The sequence below is a fragment of the Streptomyces sp. NPDC047014 genome (assembly GCF_040644195.1).
Classification (GTDB): Bacteria; Actinomycetota; Actinomycetes; order Streptomycetales; family Streptomycetaceae; genus Streptomyces.
In genome coordinates this window covers 78458-102951 of record NZ_JBEYVX010000015.1, presented here as the reverse complement: position 1 = coordinate 102951, position 24494 = coordinate 78458, and the positions used below count along the sequence as shown (strand labels likewise).

The window sequence follows — 24494 nt, the reverse complement described above, 5'->3', positions numbered from 1 at the left end:
GATGCGCGGACCGGACCCTGTAGCTTGCCAGTCGTTCTTCGCCCCCGACACGGGCGCCCAAAGGAGTCAGAAACACATGAAGACGATCGACGAACTGCTCGCCGAAGGCGTCAAGGGCAAGCGGGTCTTCGTCCGCGCGGACCTCAACGTGCCGCTCGCCGAGGGCACCATCACCGACGACGGCCGCATCCGCGCCGTCCTGCCCACGATCGCGAAGCTCGCCGAATCCGGCGCCCGCGTCGTCGTGGCCTCGCACCTCGGCCGCCCCAAGGGCGCCCCGGACCCGGCCTTCTCGCTCGCTCCGGCCGCCGCGCGACTCGGTGAACTGCTCGGCGCGGAGGTCGCGTTCGCCACCGACACCGTCGGCACCTCCGCCAAGGAGACCGTCGCGGCCCTCACCGACGGCCGGGTCGCCGTCATCGAGAACCTCCGCTTCAACGCCGGCGAGACCGCCAAGGACGACGCCGAGCGCGGCGCCTTCGCGGACCAGCTCGCGGAGCTCGCCGACGTCTACGTCGGTGACGGCTTCGGCGCCGTCCACCGCAAGCACGCCTCGGTCTTCGACCTGCCCGCGCGCCTGCCGCACGCGGCCGGCTTCCTGATCGCCACCGAGGTCGGCGTCCTCAAGAAGCTGACCGCCGAGGTCAAGCGCCCCTACGTCGTCGTCCTCGGCGGCGCCAAGGTCTCCGACAAGCTCGCCGTCATCGACGAGCTGCTGGGCAAGGCCGACCGCCTGCTCATCGGCGGCGGCATGGCCTACACCTTCCTCCACGCCAAGGGCTACGAGGTCGGCATCTCCCTGCTCCAGAAGGACCAGGTCGACGTCGTCAAGGAGTACATGGCCCGCGCCGAGGCCAACGGCGTGGAGCTGGTCCTCCCGGTGGACATCCTGGCCTCGGCCGAGTTCCCCGACCTCAAGACCAAGGCCCCGGCCGACTTCATCACCGTCGACGCGGACAGGATCCCCGCCGACAAGGAGGGTCTGGACATCGGTCCGAAGACCCGTGAGCTGTACGCGTCGAAGATCGCGGACGCGGAGACCGTCTTCTGGAACGGTCCCGTGGGCGTCTTCGAGCACCCCGACTACGCCGGAGGCACCCGCGCGATCGCGCAGGCCCTCGTCGACAGCGACGCCTTCACCGTCGTGGGCGGTGGCGACAGCGCCGCCGCGGTCCGCACCCTGGGCTTCGACGAGAACGCTTTCGGCCACATTTCCACCGGCGGCGGCGCCTCCCTCGAATACCTCGAGGGCAAGACGCTCCCCGGCCTCGCCGCCCTGGAGGGCTGAACCCGTATGACCACGCGCACCCCGCTCATGGCGGGCAACTGGAAGATGAACCTCAACCACCTGGAGGCCATCGCCCACGTCCAGAAGCTCGCCTTCGCGCTCGCCGACAAGGACTACGACGCCGTCGAGGTGGCGGTCCTGCCGCCCTTCGTCGACCTGCGCTCCGTCCAGACCCTCGTCGACGGCGACAAGCTGAAGATCAAGTACGGCGCCCAGGACATCTCGGCGCACGACTCCGGCGCCTACACCGGCGAGATCTCCGGCCCCATGCTGTCCAAGCTCAAGTGCGCGTACGTGGCCGTCGGCCACAGCGAGCGCCGCCAGTACCACGGCGAGGACGACGAGGTCTGCAACGCCAAGGTCAAGGCCGCCTACAAGCACGGGATCACCCCGATCCTGTGCGTCGGCGAGGGCCTGGACGTCCGCAAGGCCGGCGAGCAGGTCCCCCACACCCTCGCCCAGGTCGACGGCGGCCTCAAGGACGTGCCGGCCGAGCAGGTCGAGTCCATCGTGATCGCCTACGAGCCCGTCTGGGCCATCGGCACCGGTGAGGTCGCCACCCCCGAGGACGCCCAGGAGGTCTGCGGGGCGATCCGCGGCCGCCTCGCGGAGCTGTACTCCCAGGAGCTGGCCGACAAGGTCCGCATCCAGTACGGCGGCTCCGTGAAGTCCGGGAACATCGCGGCGATCATGGCCCAGCCCGACGTCGACGGCGCCCTGATCGGCGGCGCGGCGCTGGACGTGGACGAGTTCGTCAAGATCGTCCGCTTCCGCGACCAGTGAGTATGCGGTAGGACCGATCCGTCGTACCCTTGCGGGGGCCAGAGGCTGCACAGCCGCTGGCCCCCGCGCACATCCCGCAAAGCCGGAAAGCCTGAAACGCCAGAAAGTAGGAATCAGCCGTGATTATGGGGTTCTCGATCGCCCTGATCGTCTTCAGCGCCCTGCTGATGCTGCTCGTGCTGATGCACAAGGGCAAGGGCGGCGGCCTCTCCGACATGTTCGGCGGCGGCATGCAGTCCTCGGTGGGCGGCTCCTCCGTCGCGGAGCGGAATCTCGACCGCATCACCGTCGTCGTGGGCCTGCTCTGGTTCGCGTGCATCGTCGCGCTCGGCCTGCTGATGAAGTCGAACAGCTGACGGATCTCGCCATTCGGGCACTCCGGTCGCTATCACCCGGCCTATCATGAGGTCCTGCGTCCATGACCTGGAATCAGTAACTCCGGTCACTGGACGTGCGTTGGGCCTTACGTAGACTTGGGCGCTCCGCGGCGGAATCACCACTCACGCTCCGCGGCACCATCACGCAGGGAGTTACGACCGTGGCAAGTGGCAACGCGATCCGTGGTAGCCGGGTCGGAGCGGGCCCGATGGGTGAGGCGGAACGCGGCGAGTCCGCGCCCCGCCTGCGCATCTCCTTCTGGTGCTCGAACGGGCACGAGACGCAGCCGAGCTTCGCCAGCGACGCGCAGGTGCCGGACACCTGGGACTGCCCGCGCTGCGGGTTCCCGGCCGGCCAGGACCGGGACAACCCGCCCGCGCCGCCGCGCACCGAACCGTACAAGACGCATCTGGCGTACGTCCGCGAGCGGCGCTCCGACGCCGACGGCGAGGCGATCCTCGCCGAGGCCCTGGCCAAGCTCCGGGGCGAGATCTGACGCGGGGCGCACCGAGGACCCGAGGCCCGGTCGTGCAGGAACATCTCCTGCGCGACCGGGCCTCTTTGTGTGTGTTGTCCCGCTTGTGATCCCTTAGGTTGGAGCACGGCGGGGCACGACAGGACGGAAGAGACGGGTTGATGTCCGAGATGAACGCAGAGAGCAGGGCGAAGCTCAACCGGATGCCGGAGTGGCTGGCACTCGGCAAGCACCGGGAGGAGCTCGGGCAGACGCACCTGCGGGAACTGTTCGAGGAGAACCCCGGCCGCGGCGCCGGATACACCCTGCGGGTCGGGGACCTGCACATCGACTACTCCAAGCACCTCGTGACCGACGAGACGCTGGACCTGCTGCGCGAGCTGGCCGCCGCCACCGGCGTGGCCGCGCTGCGCGAGGCCATGTTCCGCGGCGAGAAGATCAACACGACCGAGGACCGGGCCGTCCTGCACACCGCGCTGCGGGCCCCCCGGGACGCCGTGGTCGAGGTGGACGGCGAGAACGTCGTCCCCCACGTGCACGCCGTCCTCGACAAGATGGCGGACTTCTCGGAGCGCATCCGGTCGGGGGAGTGGACCGGCTCCACCGGCAAGCGCATCAAGAACGTGGTCAACATCGGCATCGGCGGCTCCGACCTGGGCCCGGCCATGGCCTACGAGGCGCTGCGCGCCTTCACCGACCGCGCCCTGACCGTACGGTTCGTCTCCAACGTGGACGGCGCCGACCTGCACGAGGCCGTCCGGGACCTGGACCCGGCCGAGACGCTGTTCATCATCGCCTCCAAGACCTTCACCACCATCGAGACCATCACCAACGCCACCTCGGCTCGCGGCTGGCTGCTCGCCGGTCTGGGCGGGGACCAGGCCGCCGTGGCACGGCACTTCGTGGCCCTGTCCACCAACGCCGAGAAGGTCACCGACTTCGGCATCGACCCGGCGAACATGTTCGAGTTCTGGGACTGGGTCGGCGGACGCTACTCCTTCGACTCCGCCATCGGCCTCTCCCTGATGATCGCCATCGGCCCGGACGCCTTCCGCGAGATGCTCGCCGGCTTCCACCTGATGGACGAGCACTTCCGCACGGCCCCCGCGGAGCAGAACGCGCCGCTGCTGATGGGCCTGTTGGGGATCTGGTACGGGGCCTTCTTCGACGCGCAGTCCCACGCGGTGCTCCCGTACAGCCACTATCTCTCGCGCTTCACCGCCTACTTGCAGCAGCTGGACATGGAGTCCAACGGCAAGTCCGTGGACCGCGAGGGCAATCCGGTGGACTGGCAGACCGGCCCGGTGGTCTGGGGTACGCCCGGCACCAACGGGCAGCACGCCTACTACCAGCTGATCCACCAGGGCACGAAGGTCATCCCCGCGGACTTCATCGGCTTCGCCCGGCCGGTCGCGGAGCTGGAGGCGGCCCCGGCCGCCCAGCACGACCTGCTGATGGCGAACTTCTTCGCCCAGACCCAGGCGCTGGCCTTCGGCAAGACGGCGGACGAGGTGCGGGCGGAAGGGGTGCCGGAGCCGCTGGTCCCGCACAAGACCTTCCACGGCAACCACCCGACGACCACGATCCTGGCGGGGGAGCTCACCCCCGGCGTGCTCGGCCAGCTGATCGCCCTCTACGAGCACAAGGTGTTCGTCCAGGGCGCGGTGTGGAACATCGACTCCTTCGACCAGTGGGGCGTGGAGCTGGGCAAGGTCCTCGCCAAGCGGGTGGAGCCCGCCCTGACCGAGGGCGCCGAGGTGCCGGGCCTGGACGCCTCGACGCGGGCGCTGGTGAGCACCTACCGGTCGCTGCGCGGCCGCGGCTGACACGAAACGCAAGGGCCCGCTCCCCCACGGGGGAGCGGGCCCTTGCGGTTCTCCGGTCAGGAGGCCGGGGGGTACATCCCGCTCGGGAGCTGGGCCGCCGCGGCACGGTCCAGCAGCCACAGGGTGCGGGAGCGGCCGTACGCGGCCGCCGCCGGGGCCTGCACCTCGCCCGCGCCGCCGAGCGCGAGCGAGACCGCGCCCGCCTTGTCCTCGCCGGCGGCCAGGAGCCAGACCTCGCGGGCGGCGCGGATCGCCGGGAGGGTGAGCGAGATCCGGGTGGGCGGGGGCTTCGGGGCGCCGTGCACGCCGACCACCGTGCGCTCGGTCTCGCGGGTGGCGGGGTGCTCGGGGAAGAGCGAGGCCACGTGCGTGTCCGGGCCGACGCCCAGCATCAGCACGTCGAAGGTGGGCACGGGGCCGTGGTCCTCCGGACCGGCGGCCTTCGCGAGCTCGGCGGCGTACGCGGCGGCCGCGGCGTCCACGTCGGCCCCGTACGGGCCGTCCGAGGCGGGCATGGCGTGCACGCGGGCCGGGTCCACGGGCACGGAGTCGAGCAGGGCCTCGCGGGCCTGGGTGTGGTTGCGCTCGGGGTCGGCGGCGGGCACGTACCGCTCGTCGCCCCACCAGAGGTCGAGCCGGCGCCAGTCGATCGCGTCGCGGGCGGGGGCGGTGGCCAGCGCGGCGAGCAGGCCGTTGCCGTTGCGGCCGCCGGTGAGCACGACCGAGGCGGTGCCGCGGGCCGCCTGCGCGTCCACGATCTTCGTGATGAGCCGGGCCGCGGTGGCCCGGGCCATCAGCTCCTTGTCCTGGTGGACGACGACTTGGGGAGTCGTCATACCCATGTGCTGCCGCCTTCGTGGGTGTGGGGGTGGTGAAACCGGGGCTCCGCCCCGGACCCCGCGCCTCAAACGCCGGCGAGGCTGGATTTTCCAGCCCGTCCGGCGTTTGAGGACCGGGTCCGCGCAGCGGGTGATTACTTGGCCGGGGCCTTCTTCGTTGCCTTGGCCGGCTTCGGCGGAGCGGGCTCCGTGGGAGCGGCGGGCTCCGGGTCCGGGGTCGGGTCCGGGGCCGCCAGTTGGGAGACGCCGTACTTCAGCGAAGCCTCGTACGTGTTGTCCGGGTCCAGCCGGCGCAGCTCCTCCGCCAGCAGTTCCGCCGTGTCGCGCCGCTTGAGCGCGACGTTGCGGTCCGGCTGACCCGGCATGCACAGCGTCGCCAGGTGCCCGTCCGCCCGGTCCAGGACGATGTCGCCGTCCTTGGTGGACAGCCGTACGGCCGTCAGCCCCGGCCCCGCCGACAGCGTGCGCCGGACGGGGACCTGGAGCCGGTCCGCCAGCCACATGGCCAGCAGCTCGCAGCTCGGGTTGTCGTCCTCGCCCTCGACGGTCGCCGAGACCACCGCGAGCGCCTGCTGGTCCAGCGCCGCCGCCAGCATGGAGCGCCACGGCGTGATCCGGGTCCACGACAGGTCCGTGTCCCCGGGCGCGTACGCCCCGGCGCGGGCGCCGAGCATCCGGATCGGGTCCTCGCAGGCGTAGGTGTCCGTGATCCTGCGCTGCCCCAGCGCGCCGAGCGGGTCGCCCGCCAGGTCCGTGGGAGCCCCGTCCGGCCACCAGACGACCACGGGGGCGTCCGGCAGCAGCAGCGGGAGGACCACCGACTGGGCGTGGTCGACCAGTTCGCCGTGCAGGCGCAGCACCACCGTCTCGCCGCTGCCCGCGTCCGCCCCGACGCGTACCTCCGCGTCGAGCCGGGCGTCCCGGCGGCTGCGCGGCGAGCGGCTGGCCCGCCTGATGACCACGACGATCCGCGAGGGGTGCTCGTGGGACGCGTCGTTCGCCGACTTGAGCGCGTCGTACGCGTTCTCCTCGTCGGTCACGATCACCAGCGTGAGGACCATGCCGACGGCCGGCGTGCCGATGTCCCGGCGGGCCTGCACCATCGCGGCGTTGATCCTGCTGGAGTTGGTATCCGTGAGGTCGATCTTCATGGCCGGCGCCAGCTCCGTCCGTCTCGTGCGAGCATCTCGTCCGCCTCGACCGGCCCCCACGTGCCCGCCGGGTACTGGGCGGGCTTGCCGTGCTTGTCCCAGTACTCCTCGATCGGGTCGAGGATGTTCCAGGACAGCTCGACCTCCTGGTGGCGCGGGAAGAGGTTCGCGTCGCCGAGGAGCACGTCGAGGATCAGCCGCTCGTACGCCTCGGGGCTCGACTCCGTGAACGACTCGCCGTAGGCGAAGTCCATCGTCACGTCCCGGACCTCCATGGAGGTGCCCGGCACCTTGGAACCAAAGCGGACCGTGACGCCCTCGTCCGGCTGGACCCGGATGACCAGGGCGTTCTGCCCCAGCTCCTCGGTCGCGCCCGACTCGAACGGCAGGTACGGGGCCCGCTTGAAGACCACCGCGATCTCCGTCACCCGGCGGCCCAGGCGCTTGCCCGTCCGCAGGTAGAAGGGGACGCCCGCCCAGCGGCGGTTGTTGATCTCCAGCTTGATGGCCGCGTAGGTGTCGGTCTTCGACTTGGGGTCGATGCCGTCCTCTTCGAGGTACCCGACGACCTTCTCGCCGCCCTGCCACGCCGCCGAGTACTGGCCGCGCACGGTGTGCTTGCCCAGGTCCTCGGGCAGCTCCACCGCGGTCAGCACCTTGAGCTTCTCGGCCACCAGCGCCTTGGGGTGGAAGGAGCCGGGCTCCTCCATCGCGGTGAGCGCCAGCAGCTGGAGCAGGTGGTTCTGGATGACGTCGCGGGCGGCGCCGATGCCGTCGTAGTAGCCGGCCCGGCCGCCGATGCCGATGTCCTCGGCCATGGTGATCTGCACGTGGTCCACGTACGACCGGTTCCAGATCGGCTCGAACATCGTGTTCGCGAAGCGGAGCGCCAGGATGTTCTGGACGGTCTCCTTGCCGAGGTAGTGGTCGATGCGGAAGACCTCGTCACGGGGGAACACCTCGTGGACGACCTTGTTGAGCTCCTCGGCGCTCTTGAGGTCGTGGCCGAAGGGCTTCTCGATGACGGCGCGCCGCCAGGAGCCCTCCTTCTGGGCCAGGCCGTGGTCCTTGAGCTGCTGGACCACCTTGGGGAAGAACTTGGGCGGGACGGACAGGTAGAAGGCGAAGTTCCCGCCCGTTCCCTGCGCCTTGTCCAGGTCCTCGATGGTCGCCTTCAGGGTCTCGAAGGCGGCGTCGTCGTCGAAGTCGCCCTGTACGAACCGGCAGCCCTGCACCAGCTGTGCCCAGACCTCCTCCCGGAAGGGGGTGCGCGAGTGCTCCTTGACCGCCTCGTACACCTCCTGGGCGAAGTCCTCGTGCTCCCACTCGCGGCGGGCGAACCCGATGAGCGAGAAGCCCGGTGGGAGCAGGCCGCGGTTGGCCAGGTCGTAGACGGCCGGCATCAGCTTCTTGCGCGACAGGTCACCCGTAACGCCGAAAATGACCAGGCCGGACGGCCCCGCGATACGCGGGAGCCGCCGGTCCTGTGCGTCACGAAGCGGGTTCGCTCCGTTTACAGACAAAGTGGTCATGCCTCCGTGGGGGCGAGGCGCTGGAGCTCCGCCTCGGTCGACTTCACCAGGTCGTTCCAGGACGCCTCGAACTTCTCGACGCCCTCGTCTTCGAGCAGCTGCACCACATCGTCGTACGAGATGCCCAGCTTCGCGACCGCGTCGAGCTCGGCGCGGGCCTGCTCGTAGGTGCCGCGGACGGTGTCACCGGTGATCCGGCCGTGGTCCGCGGCGGCCTCCAGGGTGGCCTCCGGCATGGTGTTCACCGTGTTCGGGGCGACCAGGTCGTCCACGTACAGGGTGTCCTTGTAGGCCGGGTCCTTGACGCCGGTCGAGGCCCACAGCGCGCGCTGCTTGTTGGCTCCGGCGCGCTCCAGGGCGGTCCAGCGGTCGGAGGAGAAGACCTCCTCGTACGCCTCGTAGGCCAGACGGGCGTTCGCGAGCGCCGCCTTGCCCTTGAGGGCCTTCGCCTCGTCGGTGCCGACGGCGTCCAGGCGCTTGTCGATCTCGGTGTCCACGCGGGACACGAAGAAGGAGGCGACCGAGTGGATCAGGGAGAGGTCCAGGCCGGCGGCCTTGGCCTTCTCCAGGCCCGCCAGGTAGGCGTCCATGACCTCGCGGTAGCGCTCCAGCGAGAAGATCAGCGTGACGTTGACGCTGATGCCCCGGCCGATGACCTCGGTGATCGCCGGCAGGCCGGCCTTGGTCGCCGGGATCTTGATGAGGGTGTTGGGGCGGTCCACCAGCCAGGCGAGCTGCTTGGCCTCGGCCACGGTCGCCGCGGTGTCGTGGGCCAGCCGGGGGTCGACCTCGATCGACACGCGGCCGTCCTGGCCGTCGGTGCGGTCGTAGACCGGGCGCAGGATGTCGGCGGCGTCCCTGACGTCCGCCGTCGTGATCATGCGCAGCGCCTCGTCCACGGTGACCTTGCGGGTGGCGAGGTCGGTGAGCTGCTGCTCGTAGCCCTCGCCGCCGCTGATCGCCTTCTGGAAGATCGCCGGGTTGGTGGTGACACCGACCACGTGCGACTGGTCGATGAGCTCGGCCAGGTTGCCGGACGTGATGCGCTTGCGGGACAGGTCGTCCAGCCAGATCGCCACGCCTTCGTCGGAGAGGCGCTTGAGTGCGTCTGTCATATGAGTTGCATCTCCTACTGGTACTTGTACGGGCGTCAGCGCGCGGCGGCGGCGAGGGATTCCCGGGCGGCGGCGGCGACGGCCTCGGGCGTGAAGCCGAACTCGCGGAACAGCACCTTCGCGTCGGCCGAGGCACCGAAGTGCTCCAGCGACACGATCCGGCCCGCGTCACCGACGTAGCGGTGCCAGGTCAGGCCGATGCCCGCCTCGACCGCGACCCGGGCCTTGACGGAGGGCGGCAGGACGCTGTCCTTGTACTCCTGGTCCTGCTCCTCGAACCATTCCACGGACGGCATGGAGACCACGCGGGTCGGGATGCCGGCGGCCTGGAGCTGCTCGCGGGCCTCGACGGCCACGTGCACCTCGGAGCCGGTGCCGATGAGGACGACCTGGGCGTCGCCGCCCTCCGCCTCGAAGCGCACGTAACCGCCCTTGACGGTGTTCTCGTCCGTGTCGTACGTCGGCACGCCCTGGCGGGTGAGGGCCAGGCCGTGCGGGGTGCCCTTGCCGAACACCTTGGTGTGGCGGCGCAGGATCTCGCGCCAGGCGAGGGCCGTCTCGTTGGCGTCGGCCGGGCGGACCAGGGTCAGGCCCGGGATGGCGCGCAGCGAGGCCAGGTGCTCGACCGGCTGGTGGGTCGGGCCGTCCTCGCCGAGGCCGATGGAGTCGTGCGTCCACACGTAGGTCACCGGCAGGTGCATCAGAGCGGACAGGCGCACGGCGTTGCGCATGTAGTCGGAGAACACCAGGAAGGTGCCGCCGTATACACGGGTGTGGCCGTGCAGCGCGATGCCGTTCATGGCGGCGGCCATGGCGTGCTCGCGGATGCCGAAGTGGAGGGTGCGGCCGTACGGGTCGGCCTCCGGCAGCGGGTTGCCCACCGGCAGGAACGAGGAGTCCTTGTCGATGGTGGTGTTGTTGGAGCCGGCCAGGTCGGCCGAGCCGCCCCACAGCTCCGGGACGACCGCGCCGAGCGCCTGGAGCACCTTGCCGGAGGCGGCGCGGGTGGCGACGGCCTTGCCGGTCTCGAAGACGGGGAGCTCGTCCTCCCAGCCCGCGGGCAGCTCGTTGGCCTCGATGCGGTCGAAGGAGGCGGCGCGCTCCGGGTTGGCGGTGCGCCAGGCGGAGAACTCCTTCTCCCAGGCGGCCTTGGCCTCGCGGCCGCGGTCCAGGGCCCGGCGGGTGTGGGCGATGACCTCGTCGGCGACCTCGAAGGTCTGCTCCGGGTCGAAGCCGAGCACGCGCTTGGTGGCCGCGACCTCGTCGTCGCCGAGCGCCGAGCCGTGCGCGGCCTCGGTGTTCTGGGCGTGCGGGGCGGGCCAGGCGATGATCGAGCGGGCCGCGATGAAGGACGGCCGGTCGGTGACGGCCCTGGCCGCCTGGAGGGCGGCGAACAGGGCCTTCGGGTCGAGGTCGCCGCTCTCCTGCTGCTCGACGCGCTGGACGTGCCAGCCGTACGCCTCGTAGCGCTTCATGGTGTCCTCGGAGACGGCCGTCTCCGTGTCACCCTCGATGGAGATGTGGTTGTCGTCCCAGATGAGGACGAGGTTGCCGAGCTTCTGGTGGCCGGCCAGCGCGGACGCCTCGTGGGAGATCCCCTCCTGGAGGCAGCCGTCGCCCGCGATCGCGTAGACCATGTGGTCGAACGGCGAGGTGCCCGGGGCGGCCTCGGGGTCGAACAGACCGCGCTCGTAGCGGGCGGCCATGGCCATGCCCACCGCGTTGGCGACACCCTGGCCGAGCGGGCCGGTGGTGGTCTCGACGCCGGCCGTGTGGCCGTACTCCGGGTGGCCCGGGGTCTTCGAGCCCCAGGTGCGGAACGCCTTGAGGTCGTCGAGCTCCAGCCCGAACCCGCCCAGGTACAGCTGGGTGTAGAGGGTGAGGGACGAGTGCCCGGCGGAGAGCACGAAGCGGTCGCGTCCCACCCACTCGGGGTCCGCCGGGTCGTGCCGCATCACCTTCTGGAAGAGGGTGTAGGCGGCGGGGGCCAGGCTCATCGCCGTACCGGGGTGGCCGTTTCCGACCTTCTGGACCGCGTCGGCGGCCAGGATGCGGGCGGTGTCGACGGCCCGCTGGTCCAGTTCGGTCCACTCGAGCTCTGTGGTGGTCGGCTTGGTGCTCACCTGGGTCAGGGCTCCTCTCCACATGTTCGTGTCCCGGTGACGAACGGTGCACCGGCGATTCCGAGCCTACCCCCGCGACGGCGTGCGGCTATTCGAGTGCAGGCGGTCCGTCACCGCGCCGCCCGCCGCCGTTCACCCGGGCACGGGTCCGCGGCGGGGGCCGTCGGCCGTAGGTACGCACGGTCCGATCGGCCCAACACGAAGCGACCCCGGCGCAGGGCGGGGTAAGGGCAACGTCTAGAGTGGCGTGGTACGCGCAAGCCCCAGCCGGGCGCCATTCTTCTGGGCGGCCCGAGCCGGAGCTTGCTGGATTCTCTCTCAGGGGTGTGCGTGACGGCCGTCGAATCCCGTCCAGCGGGGGTGCTCGGGACGAGCCCCGGTCACCGGCCGTTCGGGACCCGCGTCATGGCTTTCGTGGCATTGACCAAGCCGCGGATCATCGAACTTCTGCTGATCACCACAGTGCCGGTGATGTTCCTGGCGCAGCAGGGCGTGCCGCCGCTGTGGCTGGTCCTGGCCACCTGCGTCGGCGGTTACCTGTCCGCGGGCGGCGCCAACGCCCTGAACATGTACATCGACCGCGACATCGACGCGCTGATGGACCGGACCGCGCAGCGCCCGCTGGTGACCGGCATGGTCAGCCCGCGGGAGTGCCTGGTCTTCGGCATCACCCTCGGAGTGGTGTCGACGCTGTTCTTCGGCCTGCTGATCAACTGGCTGTCGGCGGCGCTCTCGCTCGGCGCGCTCCTCTTCTACGTCGTCGTCTACACGATGCTGCTGAAGCGGCGCACGGCCCAGAACATCGTCTGGGGCGGCATCGCGGGCTGCCTGCCGGTGCTCATCGGCTGGTCGGCGGTGCGCAACGAGGTCTCCTGGGCCGCGATCATCCTCTTCCTCGTCATCTTCTTCTGGACGCCGCCGCACTACTGGCCGCTGTCGATGAAGGTGGCCGACGACTACGCGCGCGTCGGGGTGCCGATGCTCCCGGTCGTCGCGGGCAACAAGGTCGTGGCGCGGCAGATCGTCCTCTACAGCTGGGTGATGGTCGCCGTCTCGCTGCTGCTGACCCCGCTCGGTTACACCGGCTGGTTCTACACCTCGGTGGCGCTGGTGGCCGGCGGCTGGTGGCTGTGGGAGGCGCACGCGCTGCACGCGCGGGCCAAGGCGGGCGTGACGGGCGCGAAGCTCAAGGAGATGCGACTGTTCCACTGGTCGATCACCTATGTGTCGCTGCTGTTCGTGGCGGTGGCCGTGGATCCCTTCCTCCGCTGATTACTCGCCGGTAGCATGCTGTCCATGGGAGACACCGCAGACACCGCCGCCGCCGCAGGCGCCGCGGACAAGAAGCAGGACCGCAAGGCGGCGAGGCTGGCCAAGCAGATCGGCGCGTTCGCCAAGGAGCACGGCGGCGCCGAAGGCCAGCTCGCCCACATCGGCCAGGCCGGCACCCGCATCGTGCTCGTCGGCACCGACGGCGGCTGGGGCGACCTGGTGGCCCCGACCTTCGAGACGGCCCGGCTGGCCGCCGAGAAGGCCGGGCTCACGCTGCACGACGAGTTCGACGGCGAGTTCGCCGCCCGCGTGCGCACCGGCCCCTACGAGTGGTCGCGCATGGCCGGCCTCCAGCTCGGCGGGCCCGCGAACCCGGCGGCCTGACAGCCCCCGGGCCCGACAGCCCCCATACAGACAACCCTCCGCCCCCGGACCCGGTCCGGGGGCGGAGTGCGTCTCGGTCAACAGCCCGAGCAACACCTCACACCCCGCTCACCCGTTAGGACGTGTGGAAGCGTCCGCCTCACGTCCGCAACGGGATGCCCGGATGATCGAAACGCCGCCCCTGGTGGACCAGTACTGCCACGGGGTCCTCCGTACGGAGCTGGGCCTGGGCACCTTCGAGGCCCAGCTGATCCCCGGGGCCGGGCCGCCCGCCGCGGGCACCACCTTCTTCGACACCCAGACCGGTTTCGCCGTCCGCCGCTGGTGCCCGCCGCTGCTGGGCCTGGAGCCGTACGCCGCGCCCGCCCGCTATCTGGCCCGCCGCCGCGAACTCGGCCCGGCCGAGACCGCGCGCCGACTGCTGAGGGGGTCCGGGGTCGCCGCCTACCTGGTCGACGCCGGAGCCTCCGCGGACCCCGGCGGGGAGCTCACCACCGCGAAGGAACTGGCACTCGCCGCCGACGCGGAGGCGTTCGAGACGGTCCGGCTGGAGTCCCTGGCCGAGCGCGCGGCCGATACCGCCGGGACGGCCGCCGCCTTCCTCGCCGGGCTCGCCGAAGCCGTCCACCACGCCGCCGCCGGAGCCGCGGCCTTCACCTGCGCCACCGCCCCCGGCCACCCGTACGGTCCCGTCCTCGCGCCCGCTCCGCCCGGGCCGGGCGAGCTCCGGCGGGCGGCCGCGCGGTGGCTGGCCGCGCGGGCCGCGGGCGGGGCCGTACGGGATCCCGTACTCCTGCGGCATCTGCTGTGGAGCGCGGCGGACACCGGGCTGCCGCTCCAGCTGCGCTGCGGGGCGGCGGATCCCGCGCCGCTGGCGGGCTTCGTCCGGGCCACGGCGGGCCTCGGCACGCGGCTGGTGCTGCTCGGGGGATATCCGTACCACCGGCAGACGGCGCTGCTCGCGCGGGAGTTCCCGCACGTCTACGCCGACGTCGGCGCGGCCCTCGGGCGGACCGGGGCGCGGGCCGCCGCCGTACTGGCCGAGCTGCTGGAGGCCGCCCCGTTCGGGAAAGTGCTGTTCTCCAGCGGCGGGCGGGGGCTGCCCGAACTGCACGCGGTCGGCGCCCTGGTGTTCCGGGACGCGCTCGGCCGGGTGCTCGGCGGCTGGGCCGCCGAGGGCTCGTGGTCCTGGCGGGACGCCGAGCGCGTGGCCGCCCTGGTGGCGGCGGGCAACGCCCGCCGCGCGTACCGCCTGGACCGGGACTGAGCGGGGGTCAGACCGCCGAGAGCTGCGGATCGCCCTGCGCGGGGACCTCGGCCTGCTCGGCCGGCCGCTCGCGCAGGCTCAGCGCGACGCGGAGCACGGCGATCCACACCAGGCAGGAGCCGAGCATGTGCGCCGCGACCAGCACCTCGGGGACCTGCGTGGCGTACTGCACATAGCCGATGGCGCCCTGGGCGAGCAGGACGACCAGCAGGTCGCGGGCGCGGGCCCGGGTGTCGGCGGGGGCGTCCACCACCCGCAGCACCAGCCACATCGCGACGCCCAGCGCGCACACGAGCCAGGCGGCCACGGCGTGCACATGGGCGGTGGTGTCCCAGTCGAACGGCATACGGGCGATCTCGCTGCTGTCACCGGCGTGCGGGCCGGAGCCGGTCACGACGGTGCCCGCGGCGATCAGGACCAGGGTGGTGGCGATCAGCGCCCAGGAGAGCTTGCGCACCGGCCCGGGGACGCGCGGCTTCGGGGCGCCGTCGCCCTCGCGGCTGCGCTGCCAGGTGAGCGTGGTGACGGTGATCAGCGCGGTGGCGAGCAGGAAGTGCCCGGCGACGCTGTACGGGTTGAGCCCGGTCAGCACGGTGATGCCGCCGAGGACGGCGTTGCCCAGCACGATGAGGAACTGGAGCCAGCCGAGCCGGGACAGCGAGTGCCGCCAGGGCTTGGCCGAGCGGGCGGCGATGATCGCCCAGCCGACGGCCGCGCTGAGCACGTAGGTCAGCATGCGGTTGCCGAACTCCACGGCGCCGTGGAAGCCCTGCTCCTGGGTGACGAGCAGGCTCTCGTCGGTGCACTTGGGCCAGGTGTCGCAGCCGAGACCGGATCCGGTCAGCCGTACCGCGCCGCCGGTGACGACGATGACCACGCTCATGAGGAGCGCGGCGAGGGCGGCCCGCTGGACGGTCCGGGGGGAGGGGGTCCAGCGGCTGGCGATAAGGGCGAGGGGGTTCAGCACGCCCCATATCGTAGGCGACCCCTTGTGCAAACTTTCACGAGGGGGTGCCGGGCGCGGAGTCCGGCCCGGCGAGCAGCCGGTACGCGGCCCCCGCGGGGTCCCCCTCCTCCTGCCACCACAGGTGCATCCGCCAGGGGGCGCCGTCGCCGGGGTGCCCGGGGGAGGCCGTGAACCCCCGGACCAGCTCCTCCGCCACCTCGGCGGCCGTCCGGTCCCGTACCTCGGCGGCGCTGTGCCAGGGGTGCGGCAGTACGGTCCACAGGCCGTCGGGACCGCGGACGTCGAAGCGCCACACCGCGAGCCAGGGCGTGACCTCCAGCATCGTGCGCACCTGCTCGGCCCCGAGGCGCAGCCGGGCGGCGATCCCCGCCTCCTCCACCGAGCGGATACGGGCCGCCACCACCGCCCGCGGCAGCAGCCGCTCGGGCAGCAGCCCCCGGGCGCGCAGGCCGACCAGCGCGTCGAAGTCCAGGAAGCGCAGCCGCAGCTCCAGCTGGCGGCCGATGTGGTCCAGGGCCTCCTCGGCCTCCTCGGTGCCCCGCGCGGCGGGCCCGGCCAGCAGCAGCTGCCGGAAGTCGGCCTCGGCGTCGACGGCCCAGGCCACGGCCTCCTCGGTGGCGCCGAGCTCGGCGAGCCGGTCCCCGAGGAAGACCTTCGCCTGGGCGAGCCCCCGCCGGTTGACAGCCTCCCGCTGGTCCAGTCCCGCCCATACCTCCACCGCGGTCCGCGTCAGATCGCGGGCGCGCTCACCGGCGGCCCGTTCCATGGCGCTCGGCCCCTCGCCCGCGGCCGGGCCCAGCGGATGCCGGGGCAGCCGGTCGCCGTCGCTCAGCGGCCAGGCCAGCCAGACGCCGTGGTTGATCAGCCCGCGGGCGTACCAGCGGGCGAACTCGGGGGAGTGCCGGGCGGCGCGCTCGGAGCTGCGCAGGCCCTCCTCGATGGTGGCCAGCGCGCTCGCGCGGTCGCCCGCGGCGAAGCGCAGGGCGGCCCGGTCGGCCAGCCGCAGGCCGAGCAGGGCGGTGCACTCCGGGTCGTCCGCGACCGTGCGCAGGGCGCCGATCAGCTCGTCGAGCAGCCGCTCGTGCTCCGCCGGGTCACCGGGCCCGGCCCCCGCCCGTACCCGCGCCCACCGGTCGTCCAGCCGTAGCACGGCCTCCCGCTGCACCATGTCCGCCCCCCGGCCTCATGTGTGGAGGCGCCCATCCTCGCGGCTGGGCCCGGGGGAGGGAAAGGGTTTCATTCCCAGCGGAAGAGCCGCGCCGCCGCGCCCAGACCGAGTACGGACCAGGCCGCCAGGACGGCCGCGTCGGCCCAGGGCAGGGCGGCGCCGTGCTGGAGCACCTCGCGCAGCCCGTGGGAGAGGGCCGAGATCGGCAGCAGCTCCAGCACGGACCGCACCGCCTCCGGGAACTTCTCCATCGGCACGATGACCCCGCCGCCGACCAGCAGCAACAGGAAGACCAGATTGGCGGCGGCCAGGGTCGCCTCCGCCTTGAGGGTGCCCGCCATCAGCAGCCCGAGCCCGGAGAATGCGGCGGTGCCCAGCAGCAGCAGCGCGGCCACGGAGAACGGATCGCCCTGCGGGGACCAGCCCAGCGCGAGCGCGATCACCGCGAGCAGGGCGACCTGGAGGACTTCGGTGACCAGGACGGAGAGGGTCTTGGCGGCCATCAGGGCCCACCGGGGCAGCGGCGAGGCGCCGAGCCGCTTCAGGATGCCGTAGCGGCGGTCGAAGCCGGTGGCGATGGCCTGGCCGGTGAAGGCGGTGGACATCACCGCGAGCGCGAGGATGCCGGGGGCCAGGAAGTCCACGGAGGCGCCCGCGCCGGTGTCGATGATGTCGACGGCCGAGAACAGCACCAGCAGCAGCGAGGGGATGATCACCGTGAGCAGCAGCTGCTCGCCGTTGCGCAGCAGCATCCGGGTCTCCAGCGCCGTCTGGGCGAGGATCATCCGGGAGACGGGTGCGGCCCCGGGCCGGGGGGTGAACGTGCCGGCGCTCATGGACGCAGCTCCTTGCCGGTGAGTTCGAGGAAGACGTCTTCGAGGGTGTGCCGGGCCACCGAGAGGCTGTCCGGGAGCACGCCGTTCTGCGCGCACCAGGAGGCGACGGTGGCCAGCAGCTGCGGGTCCACCTCGCCGGTCACCCGGTAGACGCCCGGGGTCAGCTCGGCGGCCCGGGTGCCGTCGGGCAGGGCCTTGAGCAGGGAGGCGAGGTCGAGGGAGGGGCGGCCGGTGAAGCGCAGGGTGTTCTCGGCGCCGCCGCGGCACAGCTCCTCGGGGCTGCCGTGGGCGACGACCCGGCCGGCGTCCACGATGGCGACCTCGTCGGCCAGCTGCTCGGCCTCGTCCATGTGGTGGGTGGTGAGGACGACGGTGACCCCGTCGGCGCGCAGTTCCCGTACGAGGTCCCAGGTCGCGCGGCGGGCCTGCGGGTCCAGCCCGGCGGTGGGCTCGTCCAGGAAGACCAGCTCGGGGCGGCCGACGACCGCCATGGCCAGGGCCAGGCGCTGCTGCTGGCCGCCGGAGAGCCGGCGGTAGGGGGTGCGGCCGCAGCCGCCGAGGCCGAGGCGTTCCACCAGGGTGTCCGGGTCGAGCGGGTCGGCGTACAGCTTGGCCATGTGGCGCAGCATCTCGACGGCACGCGCTCCGGAGTAGACGCCTCCGGACTGGAGCATCACGCCGATCCGCGGGCGCAGGGCCTCGGCCTGGGCGACCGGGTCGAGGCCGAGGACGCGGACGGTGCCGGCGTCGGGGCGGTGGTAGCCCTCGCAGGTCTCCACGGTGGTGGTCTTGCCCGCGCCGTTGGGGCCGAGGACGGCGGTGACGGAGCCGCCGCGGACGGTGAGGTCCAGGCCGTCCACGGCCGTCTTCTCGCCGTACCGCTTCACCAGTCCGCGGATCTCCACGGCGGGGTCGTTGCTCATGGGGGGTGAGTCTACGGAGCGCGGCGCGGGGGCTCCGGTCCCGGGTCGGGATGGCCCGCCGATCGAACGCCACGTCGCGAATACGGTTCTTTTTTACTCCGGGGGACCCGGACGGGTCAGTCCGTTTCCGCGATCTTTTCCGTGAGCGCTCCGTATCCGGCCCGGCGGACACGGTGTGTGAAGGACTGCTGGTGGGAGCGGATGGGCCGGTGACCGGCGCGGTTTCCGGGGTCGGTGGAATTACTCCGTCCGAATAACTCTGCGTAGATAAATAAGGTAACCCTTAGTGATGGAGACCACCACGAGTGGCGTCGGTCACGGCTTGTACGGGCTCGGTTAATTACGCAACAATGGCGTTGTGAAAAACGGCGAACGGATGATCGAGACCCCCCAGGGGGAGCTCGCCACCGGGGAGCGGTCGACCCGCAACCGCGTGGCGCGCTCGATCCTGGACCACGGTCCGTCCACCGTCGCCGACCTCGCGGGGCGTCTCGGTCTCACCCAGGCCGCCGTCCGCCGCCACCTCGACACGCTCGTCGCCGACGACGTGGTCGAACCCCGGGAGCAGCGTGTGTACGGCGCACGCACCCGTGGCCGGCCCGCCAAGGTCTTCGCGCTCACCGACTGCGGCCGCGACGCCTTCGACCAGTCCTACGACGCGCTCGCCGCGGACGCCCTGCGCTGGATCGCGCAGTCGGCCGGCGGAGGCGAGCCGGGCGAGGCGGCCGTGGCCGCCTTCGCCAGGGCCCGCATGGAGACCCAGGCCCGCGCCTACCGGGAGGCCGTCGAGGCGGCCGCCCCCGCGGGCCGCGCGGAGGCCCTGGCCAAGGCGTTGACCGCGGACGGGTACGCTGCTACGGCGAAGAGCGCTCCCGGTCCGCACAGCGGTGAACAGCTCTGCCAGCACCACTGCCCGGTCGCCCACGTGGCCGAGCAGTTCCCGCAGCTCTGCGAGGCGGAGACCGAGGTCTTCTCCCGCCTGCTCGGGACCCATGTGCAGCGCCTCGCCACGATCGCCCACGGCGACGGAGTGTGTACGACGTTCATTCCGCGCAGCGCGAGCACCACACAGACCGACACATCAGCAAGTACGGCCGGGAGGAACCCCGCATGACCACGGAGACTGCTCACCCTGAGCTCGAGGGTCTGGGCAACTACGAGTACGGCTGGGCCGACTCCGACGCGGCCGGCGCCGCTGCCAAGCGGGGTCTGTCCGAGGCCGTCGTCCGCGACATCTCGGCGAAGAAGTCCGAGCCCGAGTGGATGCTGAACCTCCGTCTCAAGGGCCTGAGGCTCTTCGACAAGAAGCCCATGCCGCTCTGGGGCTCGGACCTGTCCGGCATCGACTTCAACAACATCAAGTACTTCGTGCGCTCCACCGAGAAGCAGGCCGCTTCCTGGGAGGACCTGCCCGAGGACATCAAGAACACGTACGACAAGCTCGGCATCCCGGAGGCGGAGAAGCAGCGCCTCGTCGCCGGTGTCGCCGCCCAGTACGAGTCCGAGGTCGTCTACCACCAGATCCGCGAGGACCTGGAGGAGCAGGGCGTCATCTTCCTCGACACGGACACCGCGCTCAAGGAGCACCCGGAGCTCTTCCAGGAGTACTTCGGCACGGTCATCCCGGTCGGCGACAACAAGTTCGCCTCGCTGAACACCGCGGTGTGGTCCGGCGGCTCCTTCATCTACGTGCCCAAGGGTGTCCACGTGGACATCCCGCTCCAGGCGTACTTCCGTATCAACACGGAGAACATGGGCCAGTTCGAGCGGACGCTGATCATCGTCGACGAGGACGCCTACGTCCACTACGTCGAGGGCTGCACCGCCCCGATCTACTCCTCGGACTCCCTGCACAGCGCCGTCGTCGAGATCATCGTGAAGAAGGGCGGACGCTGCCGCTACACGACGATCCAGAACTGGTCGAACAACGTCTACAACCTGGTCACCAAGCGCGCCGTGGCCTACGAGGGCGCGACCATGGAGTGGATCGACGGCAACATCGGTTCCAAGGTCACCATGAAGTACCCGGCCGTCTACCTGATGGGCGAGCACGCCAAGGGCGAGACCCTGTCCATCGCCTTCGCGGGCGAGGGCCAGCACCAGGACGCCGGCTCCAAGATGGTCCACATGGCGCCGAACACCTCCTCGAACATCGTCTCCAAGTCGGTGGCCCGCGGCGGCGGCCGCACCTCCTACCGCGGCCTGGTCGAGATCGGTGAGGGCGCGCCCGGCTCCAAGTCGAACGTGCTGTGCGACGCGCTGCTCGTCGACACCATCTCCCGCTCGGACACGTACCCCTACGTGGACGTCCGCGAGGACGACGTGACCATGGGCCACGAGGCGACCGTCTCCAAGGTCTCCGACGACCAGCTCTTCTACCTGATGCAGCGCGGCCTCACCGAGTTCGAGGCCATGGCGATGATCGTGCGCGGCTTCGTCGAGCCGATCGCGAAGGAGCTGCCGATGGAGTACGCGCTGGAGCTCAACCGGCTGATCGAGCTGCAGATGGAGGGCTCGGTCGGCTGACCGGCCGCCCCGCCCCCCACCGCAGTACAGCGACGATTCTGTAGACGTAGGAAGAGAGCAACACGACAGCCATGGCTGAGGCTCAGAACGCCCCCAAGGACCTGACGGTTCAGGGCGGTACCCCCGCGGCGGGCTCCACCACCGCCGGCGCGATCGCGGTGGCCGCCGAGTCCACCGTCGCCACCCGGATGAGCGCGCCCCCGTCCTTCGACGTGGCCGACTTCCCGGTCCCGCACGGCCGCGAGGAGGAGTGGCGCTTCACCCCGCTCGCCCGCCTCAAGGGCCTGCACGACGGCACCGCCGTCGCCGACGGCACCATGAAGGCCCAGATCGACGCGCCCGAGGGCGTCACGATCGAGTCCGTGGAGCGCGGCGACGAGCGCATCGGCAAGGCCGGTGTCCCCGTCGACCGGGTCGCCGCCCAGGCGTTCTCGTCCTTCGCCAAGGCCACGGTCGTCACCGTGCCCAAGGAGACCGTGCTCCCCGAGCCGATCCGGGTCGCCCTGCACGGCGAGGGCGGCACGACCTTCGGTCACACCGTCTTCGACATCAAGCCCTTCGCCGAGGCGATCATCGTGATCGACCACACCGGCGACGGCGTGCGCGCCGCCAACGTGGACATCCTCGTCGGCGACGGCGCCAAGGTGACCTTCGTGTCCGTCCAGGACTGGGACGACACCGCGGTGCACACCTCGCAGCACAACGCCCTCATCGGCCGCGACGCGAGCTTCAAGTCCGTGGTCGTCACCTTCGGCGGCGACCTGGTGCGCCTCCACCCGCGCATCACCTACGCGGGCCCCGGCGGCGAGTCCGAGATGCTCGGCCTGTACTTCACGGACGCCGGCCAGCACCAGGAGCACCGCCTCCTGGTCACGCACGACGCCCCGCACTGCACCTCGAACGTGGTCTACAAGGGCGCGCTCCAGGGCCAGGACGCCCACGCCGTCTGGATCGGTGACGTGCTCATCGAGAAGAGCGCCGAGGGCACCGACACGTACGAGATGAACCGCAACCTCGTCCTCACGGACGGCGCGCGGGTCGACTCCGTACCGAACCTGGAGATCGAGACCGGCGAGATCGTCGGCGCCGGCCACGCCTCCGCCACCGGCCGCTTCGACGACGAGCAGCTGTTCTACCTCCAGGCCCGTGGTATCCCGGCCGACGAGGCCCGCCGTCTGGTCGTCCGCGGCTTCTTCGCCGAGCTCGTCCAGCAGATCGGTGTCGACGACATCGAGGAGCGCCTGATCACCAAGATCGAGGCCGAGCTCCAGGGCTCCGTCTGATGAACTACGTCAAGGCATGCGCGCTGAGCGAGCTGGAGGAGAACACCCCCAAGCGGGTGGAGCTCGACGGCACGCCGGTGTCCATCGTCTCCACCGACGGGGAGGTGTTCGCCATCAACGACATCTGCTCGCACGCGAACGTCTCGCTCTCGGAGGGCGAGGTCGAGGACTGCATGATCGAGTGCTGGCTGCACGGGTCGGCCTTCGACCTGCGTACCGGCAAGCCCTCCGGTCTGCCCGCGACGCGCCCCGTTCCCGTATACCCCGTAAAGATCGAAGGGGACGATGTGCTCGTCTCCGTCACCCAGGAGTCCTGAGTCACCCATGGCTACGCTTGAAATCCACGACCTGCACGTCTCCGTCGAGGCGGAGAACGGCCCCCGCGAGATCCTCAAGGGCGTCGACCTGACCATCAAGCAGGGCGAGACGCACGCCGTCATGGGCCCCAACGGCTCCGGCAAGTCGACCCTGGCCTACTCCCTCGCCGGCCACCCGAAGTACACGGTCACCGGCGGCACCGTCACCCTCGACGGTGAGGACGTCCTGGAGATGTCCGTCGACGAGCGCGCCCGCGCCGGCGTCTTCCTCGCCATGCAGTACCCGGTCGAGGTCCCCGGCGTCTCGGTCTCCAACTTCCTGCGCACCTCCGCCACCGCCATCCGCGGCGAGGCCCCCAAGCTGCGCACCTGGGTGAAGGAGGTCAAGTCCGCGATGGAGCAGCTGTCGATGGACCCGTCCTTCGCCGAGCGCAACGTCAACGAGGGCTTCTCCGGCGGTGAGAAGAAGCGCCACGAGATCCTGCAGCTGGAGCTCCTCAAGCCGAAGATCGCGATCCTCGACGAGACCGACTCCGGTCTCGACGTCGACGCCCTGCGCATCGTCTCCGAGGGCGTCAACCGCGTCCGCGAGGGCGGCGAGGTCGGCACCCTGCTGATCACCCACTACACGCGCATCCTGCGCTACATCAAGCCCGACTTCGTGCACGTGTTCGCGAACGGCCGCATCGCCGAGTCCGGCGGCGCCGAGCTCGCCGACCAGCTGGAGAACGAGGGCTACGACAAGTACGTGAAGGGTGGCGCGACCGCGTGACACAGCTGCCTGGCCTCCTCGACATCGACGCGATCCGCAAGGACTTCCCCCTGCTGGATCGTGTGGTCCACGACGGGAAGAAGATCGTCTACCTGGACAACGCGGCGACCTCCCAGAAGCCGCGCCAGGTGCTCGACGCGCTGAGCGAGTACTACGAACAGCACAACGCCAACGTCCACCGCGGCGTGCACGTGCTGGCCGAGGAGGCCACGGCGCTGTACGAGGGCGCCCGCGACAAGGTCGCCGCCTTCATCAACGCGCCGAGCCGCGACGAGGTGATCTTCACCAAGAACGCCTCGGAGTCGCTCAACCTCGTCGCCAACATGCTCGGCTGGGCGGACGAGCCCTACCGGGTCGACCGCGAGACCGAGATCGCCATCACGGAGATGGAGCACCACTCCAACATCGTGCCGTGGCAGCTGCTCGCGCAGCGTACCGGCGCCAAGCTGAAGTGGTTCGGCCTCACCGACGACGGCCGGCTCGACCTGTCCACCATCGAAGAGGTCATCACGGAGAAGACGAAGATCGTCTCCTTCACGCTGGTCTCCAACATCATGGGCACGGTCAACCCGGTCGAGGCGATCGTCCGGCGCGCCCAGGACGTCGGCGCGCTGGTGCTGATCGACGCCTCCCAGGCCGCCCCGCACATGCCGCTGGACGTGCAGGCGCTCGGCGCCGACTTCGTGGCCTTCACCGGCCACAAGATGTGCGGCCCGACCGGCATCGGCGTGCTCTGGGGCCGCCAGGAGCTGCTGGAGGACCTGCCTCCGTTCCTCGGCGGCGGCGAGATGATCGAGACCGTGTCGATGCACGCCTCGACCTACGCCCCGGCGCCGCACAAGTTCGAGGCCGGTACGCCCCCGATCGCCCAGGCCGTCGGCCTCGGCGCGGCCGTGGACTACCTGTCCGCGATCGGCATGGACAAGATCGCCGCACACGAGCACGCGATCACCGAGTACGCGATCAAGCGCCTCGCCGAGGTGCCCGACCTGCGGATCATCGGCCCCACCACGGCCGAGGACCGCGGCGCCGCGATCTCCTTCGTACTCGGCGACATCCACCCGCACGACGTCGGCCAGGTCCTGGACGAGCAGGGCATCGCGGTCCGCGTGGGACACCACTGCGCGCGCCCGGTCTGCCTGCGCTACGGAATTCCGGCGACGACGCGAGCGTCTTTCTATCTGTACTCCTCTCCGGCCGATGTCGACGCGCTGATCGACGGGCTGGAGCACGTACGGAACTTCTTCGGCTGACGGACGAGGCGACGAG

The 24494-nt window shown here is 71.1% G+C and carries 23 protein-coding genes; 14 read left to right on the top strand and 9 right to left on the bottom strand.

Annotation, left to right across the window (positions count from 1 at the left end; all coding sequences use genetic code 11):
• The first annotated feature begins 76 nt into the window (after positions 1-76).
• The 5 genes from ABZ873_RS12555 to pgi all read left to right on the top strand — a co-directional run bounded on the left by ABZ873_RS12555 (position 77) and on the right by pgi (position 4750).
• Positions 77-1288 (top strand): phosphoglycerate kinase, encoded by a 1212-nt coding sequence (locus tag ABZ873_RS12555; protein WP_360869331.1) that lies wholly within the window; start codon positions 77-79, stop codon positions 1286-1288.
• A gap of 6 nt (positions 1289-1294) precedes the next feature.
• Positions 1295-2071 (top strand): triose-phosphate isomerase, encoded by a 777-nt coding sequence (gene tpiA, locus ABZ873_RS12550; protein WP_360869329.1) that lies wholly within the window; start codon positions 1295-1297, stop codon positions 2069-2071.
• Between the two features lie 125 nt (positions 2072-2196).
• The gene (gene secG / locus ABZ873_RS12545; protein ID WP_360869327.1) at positions 2197-2427 is read left to right on the top strand and encodes a preprotein translocase subunit SecG; all 231 of its coding nucleotides are present in this window, start codon (positions 2197-2199) and stop codon (positions 2425-2427) included.
• 182 nt (positions 2428-2609) lie between these two features.
• Positions 2610-2945, top strand: a complete 336-nt coding sequence (locus ABZ873_RS12540; protein WP_010352468.1) for an RNA polymerase-binding protein RbpA — start codon at positions 2610-2612, stop codon at positions 2943-2945.
• Between the two features lie 149 nt (positions 2946-3094).
• Positions 3095-4750 carry a glucose-6-phosphate isomerase gene (gene pgi, locus ABZ873_RS12535; RefSeq protein WP_360869369.1) on the top strand — a complete coding sequence of 552 codons (1656 nt, stop codon included), beginning with the start codon at positions 3095-3097 and terminating at the stop codon, positions 4748-4750.
• A gap of 56 nt (positions 4751-4806) precedes the next feature.
• Here the strand turns inward: pgi and pgl are convergent, their stop codons facing one another.
• The 5 genes from pgl to tkt all read right to left on the bottom strand — a co-directional run bounded on the left by pgl (position 4807) and on the right by tkt (position 11510).
• A complete protein-coding gene (gene pgl / locus ABZ873_RS12530) occupies positions 4807-5586 on the bottom strand; it encodes a 6-phosphogluconolactonase (RefSeq protein ID WP_360869323.1) in 780 nt (259 codons plus the stop codon).
• Between the two features lie 137 nt (positions 5587-5723).
• Positions 5724-6740 carry a glucose-6-phosphate dehydrogenase assembly protein OpcA gene (gene opcA, locus ABZ873_RS12525; RefSeq protein WP_360869320.1) on the bottom strand — a complete coding sequence of 339 codons (1017 nt, stop codon included), beginning with the start codon at positions 6738-6740 and terminating at the stop codon, positions 5724-5726.
• The gene (gene zwf, locus ABZ873_RS12520; RefSeq protein ID WP_360869318.1) at positions 6737-8272 is read right to left on the bottom strand and encodes a glucose-6-phosphate dehydrogenase; all 1536 of its coding nucleotides are present in this window, start codon (positions 8270-8272) and stop codon (positions 6737-6739) included. The genes opcA and zwf overlap by 4 nt, the downstream gene beginning before the upstream one ends.
• Complete coding sequence (gene tal / locus ABZ873_RS12515; RefSeq protein ID WP_360869315.1) at positions 8269-9387, bottom strand: transaldolase; 1119 nt, start codon at positions 9385-9387, stop codon at positions 8269-8271. Before tal ends, zwf begins: the two co-directional genes overlap by 4 nt.
• A gap of 35 nt (positions 9388-9422) precedes the next feature.
• Positions 9423-11510 (bottom strand): transketolase, encoded by a 2088-nt coding sequence (gene tkt / locus ABZ873_RS12510; protein WP_360869313.1) that lies wholly within the window; start codon positions 11508-11510, stop codon positions 9423-9425.
• Between the two features lie 324 nt (positions 11511-11834).
• Here tkt and ABZ873_RS12505 point away from each other — a divergent pair, with 324 nt between their 5' ends.
• The 3 genes from ABZ873_RS12505 to ABZ873_RS12495 all read left to right on the top strand — a co-directional run bounded on the left by ABZ873_RS12505 (position 11835) and on the right by ABZ873_RS12495 (position 14433).
• Positions 11835-12782, top strand: coding sequence for a heme o synthase (locus tag ABZ873_RS12505; RefSeq protein WP_360869310.1), 948 nt, complete (start codon positions 11835-11837; stop codon positions 12780-12782).
• Between the two features lie 24 nt (positions 12783-12806).
• Positions 12807-13166, top strand: a complete 360-nt coding sequence (locus ABZ873_RS12500) for a hypothetical protein (protein ID WP_360869307.1) — start codon at positions 12807-12809, stop codon at positions 13164-13166.
• A gap of 163 nt (positions 13167-13329) precedes the next feature.
• Positions 13330-14433: an amidohydrolase gene (locus ABZ873_RS12495; protein WP_360869305.1), complete on the top strand. Its 1104-nt coding sequence runs from the start codon at positions 13330-13332 to the stop codon at positions 14431-14433.
• A gap of 7 nt (positions 14434-14440) precedes the next feature.
• Here ABZ873_RS12495 and ABZ873_RS12490 read toward each other — a convergent pair whose 3' ends face one another.
• The 4 genes from ABZ873_RS12490 to ABZ873_RS12475 form a co-directional block, all read right to left on the bottom strand.
• Positions 14441-15430: a COX15/CtaA family protein gene (locus ABZ873_RS12490; RefSeq protein ID WP_360869303.1), complete on the bottom strand. Its 990-nt coding sequence runs from the start codon at positions 15428-15430 to the stop codon at positions 14441-14443.
• Between the two features lie 4 nt (positions 15431-15434).
• Entirely contained in the window at positions 15435-16568 is a 1134-nt protein-coding gene (locus tag ABZ873_RS12485; RefSeq protein WP_360869300.1) for a hypothetical protein, read from the bottom strand.
• 68 nt (positions 16569-16636) lie between these two features.
• On the bottom strand, positions 16637-17404 hold the full coding sequence (locus tag ABZ873_RS12480) for an ABC transporter permease (protein ID WP_360869297.1): 768 nt from the start codon (positions 17402-17404) through the stop codon (positions 16637-16639).
• Positions 17401-18327, bottom strand: coding sequence for an ABC transporter ATP-binding protein (locus ABZ873_RS12475; RefSeq protein WP_360869294.1), 927 nt, complete (start codon positions 18325-18327; stop codon positions 17401-17403). The genes ABZ873_RS12480 and ABZ873_RS12475 overlap by 4 nt, the downstream gene beginning before the upstream one ends.
• 376 nt (positions 18328-18703) lie before the next feature.
• Between ABZ873_RS12475 and ABZ873_RS12470 the strand changes: the two genes are divergently transcribed.
• The 6 genes from ABZ873_RS12470 to ABZ873_RS12445 all read left to right on the top strand — a co-directional run bounded on the left by ABZ873_RS12470 (position 18704) and on the right by ABZ873_RS12445 (position 24478).
• Positions 18704-19441 (top strand): ArsR family transcriptional regulator, encoded by a 738-nt coding sequence (locus ABZ873_RS12470; protein WP_360869366.1) that lies wholly within the window; start codon positions 18704-18706, stop codon positions 19439-19441.
• Positions 19438-20853, top strand: coding sequence for a Fe-S cluster assembly protein SufB (sufB, locus tag ABZ873_RS12465; protein WP_360869291.1), 1416 nt, complete (start codon positions 19438-19440; stop codon positions 20851-20853). Before ABZ873_RS12470 ends, sufB begins: the two co-directional genes overlap by 4 nt.
• A 71-nt stretch (positions 20854-20924) precedes the next feature.
• A complete protein-coding gene (gene sufD / locus ABZ873_RS12460; RefSeq protein WP_360869288.1) occupies positions 20925-22136 on the top strand; it encodes a Fe-S cluster assembly protein SufD in 1212 nt (403 codons plus the stop codon).
• Positions 22136-22453 (top strand): bifunctional 3-phenylpropionate/cinnamic acid dioxygenase ferredoxin subunit, encoded by a 318-nt coding sequence (locus ABZ873_RS12455; RefSeq protein WP_360869285.1) that lies wholly within the window; start codon positions 22136-22138, stop codon positions 22451-22453. Before sufD ends, ABZ873_RS12455 begins: the two co-directional genes overlap by 1 nt.
• Positions 22454-22460: 7 nt before the next feature.
• Positions 22461-23225: a Fe-S cluster assembly ATPase SufC gene (sufC, locus tag ABZ873_RS12450; RefSeq protein ID WP_360869283.1), complete on the top strand. Its 765-nt coding sequence runs from the start codon at positions 22461-22463 to the stop codon at positions 23223-23225.
• Positions 23222-24478: a cysteine desulfurase gene (locus ABZ873_RS12445; RefSeq protein ID WP_360869280.1), complete on the top strand. Its 1257-nt coding sequence runs from the start codon at positions 23222-23224 to the stop codon at positions 24476-24478. The genes sufC and ABZ873_RS12445 overlap by 4 nt, the downstream gene beginning before the upstream one ends.
• The last annotated feature ends 16 nt before the right edge of the window (positions 24479-24494 follow it).

Bases quoted from the DNA above. Each gene is read 5' to 3' on its own strand.
- ABZ873_RS12555 (WP_360869331.1), top strand. From the start codon at position 77: ATGAAGACGATCGACGAACTGCTCGCCGAAGGCGTCAAGGGCAAGCGG.
- tpiA (WP_360869329.1), top strand. From the start codon at position 1,295: ATGACCACGCGCACCCCGCTCATGGCGGGCAACTGGAAGATGAACCTC.
- secG (WP_360869327.1), top strand. From the start codon at position 2,197: ATGGGGTTCTCGATCGCCCTGATCGTCTTCAGCGCCCTGCTGATGCTG.
- pgi (WP_360869369.1), top strand. From the start codon at position 3,095: ATGAACGCAGAGAGCAGGGCGAAGCTCAACCGGATGCCGGAGTGGCTG.
- pgl (WP_360869323.1), bottom strand. From the start codon at position 5,586: ATGACGACTCCCCAAGTCGTCGTCCACCAGGACAAGGAGCTGATGGCC.
- opcA (WP_360869320.1), bottom strand. From the start codon at position 6,740: ATGAAGATCGACCTCACGGATACCAACTCCAGCAGGATCAACGCCGCG.
- zwf (WP_360869318.1), bottom strand. From the start codon at position 8,272: ATGACCACTTTGTCTGTAAACGGAGCGAACCCGCTTCGTGACGCACAG.
- tal (WP_360869315.1), bottom strand. From the start codon at position 9,387: ATGACAGACGCACTCAAGCGCCTCTCCGACGAAGGCGTGGCGATCTGG.
- ABZ873_RS12500 (WP_360869307.1), top strand. From the start codon at position 12,807: ATGGGAGACACCGCAGACACCGCCGCCGCCGCAGGCGCCGCGGACAAG.
- ABZ873_RS12495 (WP_360869305.1), top strand. From the start codon at position 13,330: ATGATCGAAACGCCGCCCCTGGTGGACCAGTACTGCCACGGGGTCCTC.
- ABZ873_RS12485 (WP_360869300.1), bottom strand. From the start codon at position 16,568: ATGGTGCAGCGGGAGGCCGTGCTACGGCTGGACGACCGGTGGGCGCGG.
- ABZ873_RS12480 (WP_360869297.1), bottom strand. From the start codon at position 17,404: ATGAGCGCCGGCACGTTCACCCCCCGGCCCGGGGCCGCACCCGTCTCC.
- ABZ873_RS12475 (WP_360869294.1), bottom strand. From the start codon at position 18,327: ATGAGCAACGACCCCGCCGTGGAGATCCGCGGACTGGTGAAGCGGTAC.
- ABZ873_RS12470 (WP_360869366.1), top strand. From the start codon at position 18,704: ATGATCGAGACCCCCCAGGGGGAGCTCGCCACCGGGGAGCGGTCGACC.
- sufB (WP_360869291.1), top strand. From the start codon at position 19,438: ATGACCACGGAGACTGCTCACCCTGAGCTCGAGGGTCTGGGCAACTAC.
- sufD (WP_360869288.1), top strand. From the start codon at position 20,925: ATGGCTGAGGCTCAGAACGCCCCCAAGGACCTGACGGTTCAGGGCGGT.
- ABZ873_RS12455 (WP_360869285.1), top strand. From the start codon at position 22,136: ATGAACTACGTCAAGGCATGCGCGCTGAGCGAGCTGGAGGAGAACACC.
- sufC (WP_360869283.1), top strand. From the start codon at position 22,461: ATGGCTACGCTTGAAATCCACGACCTGCACGTCTCCGTCGAGGCGGAG.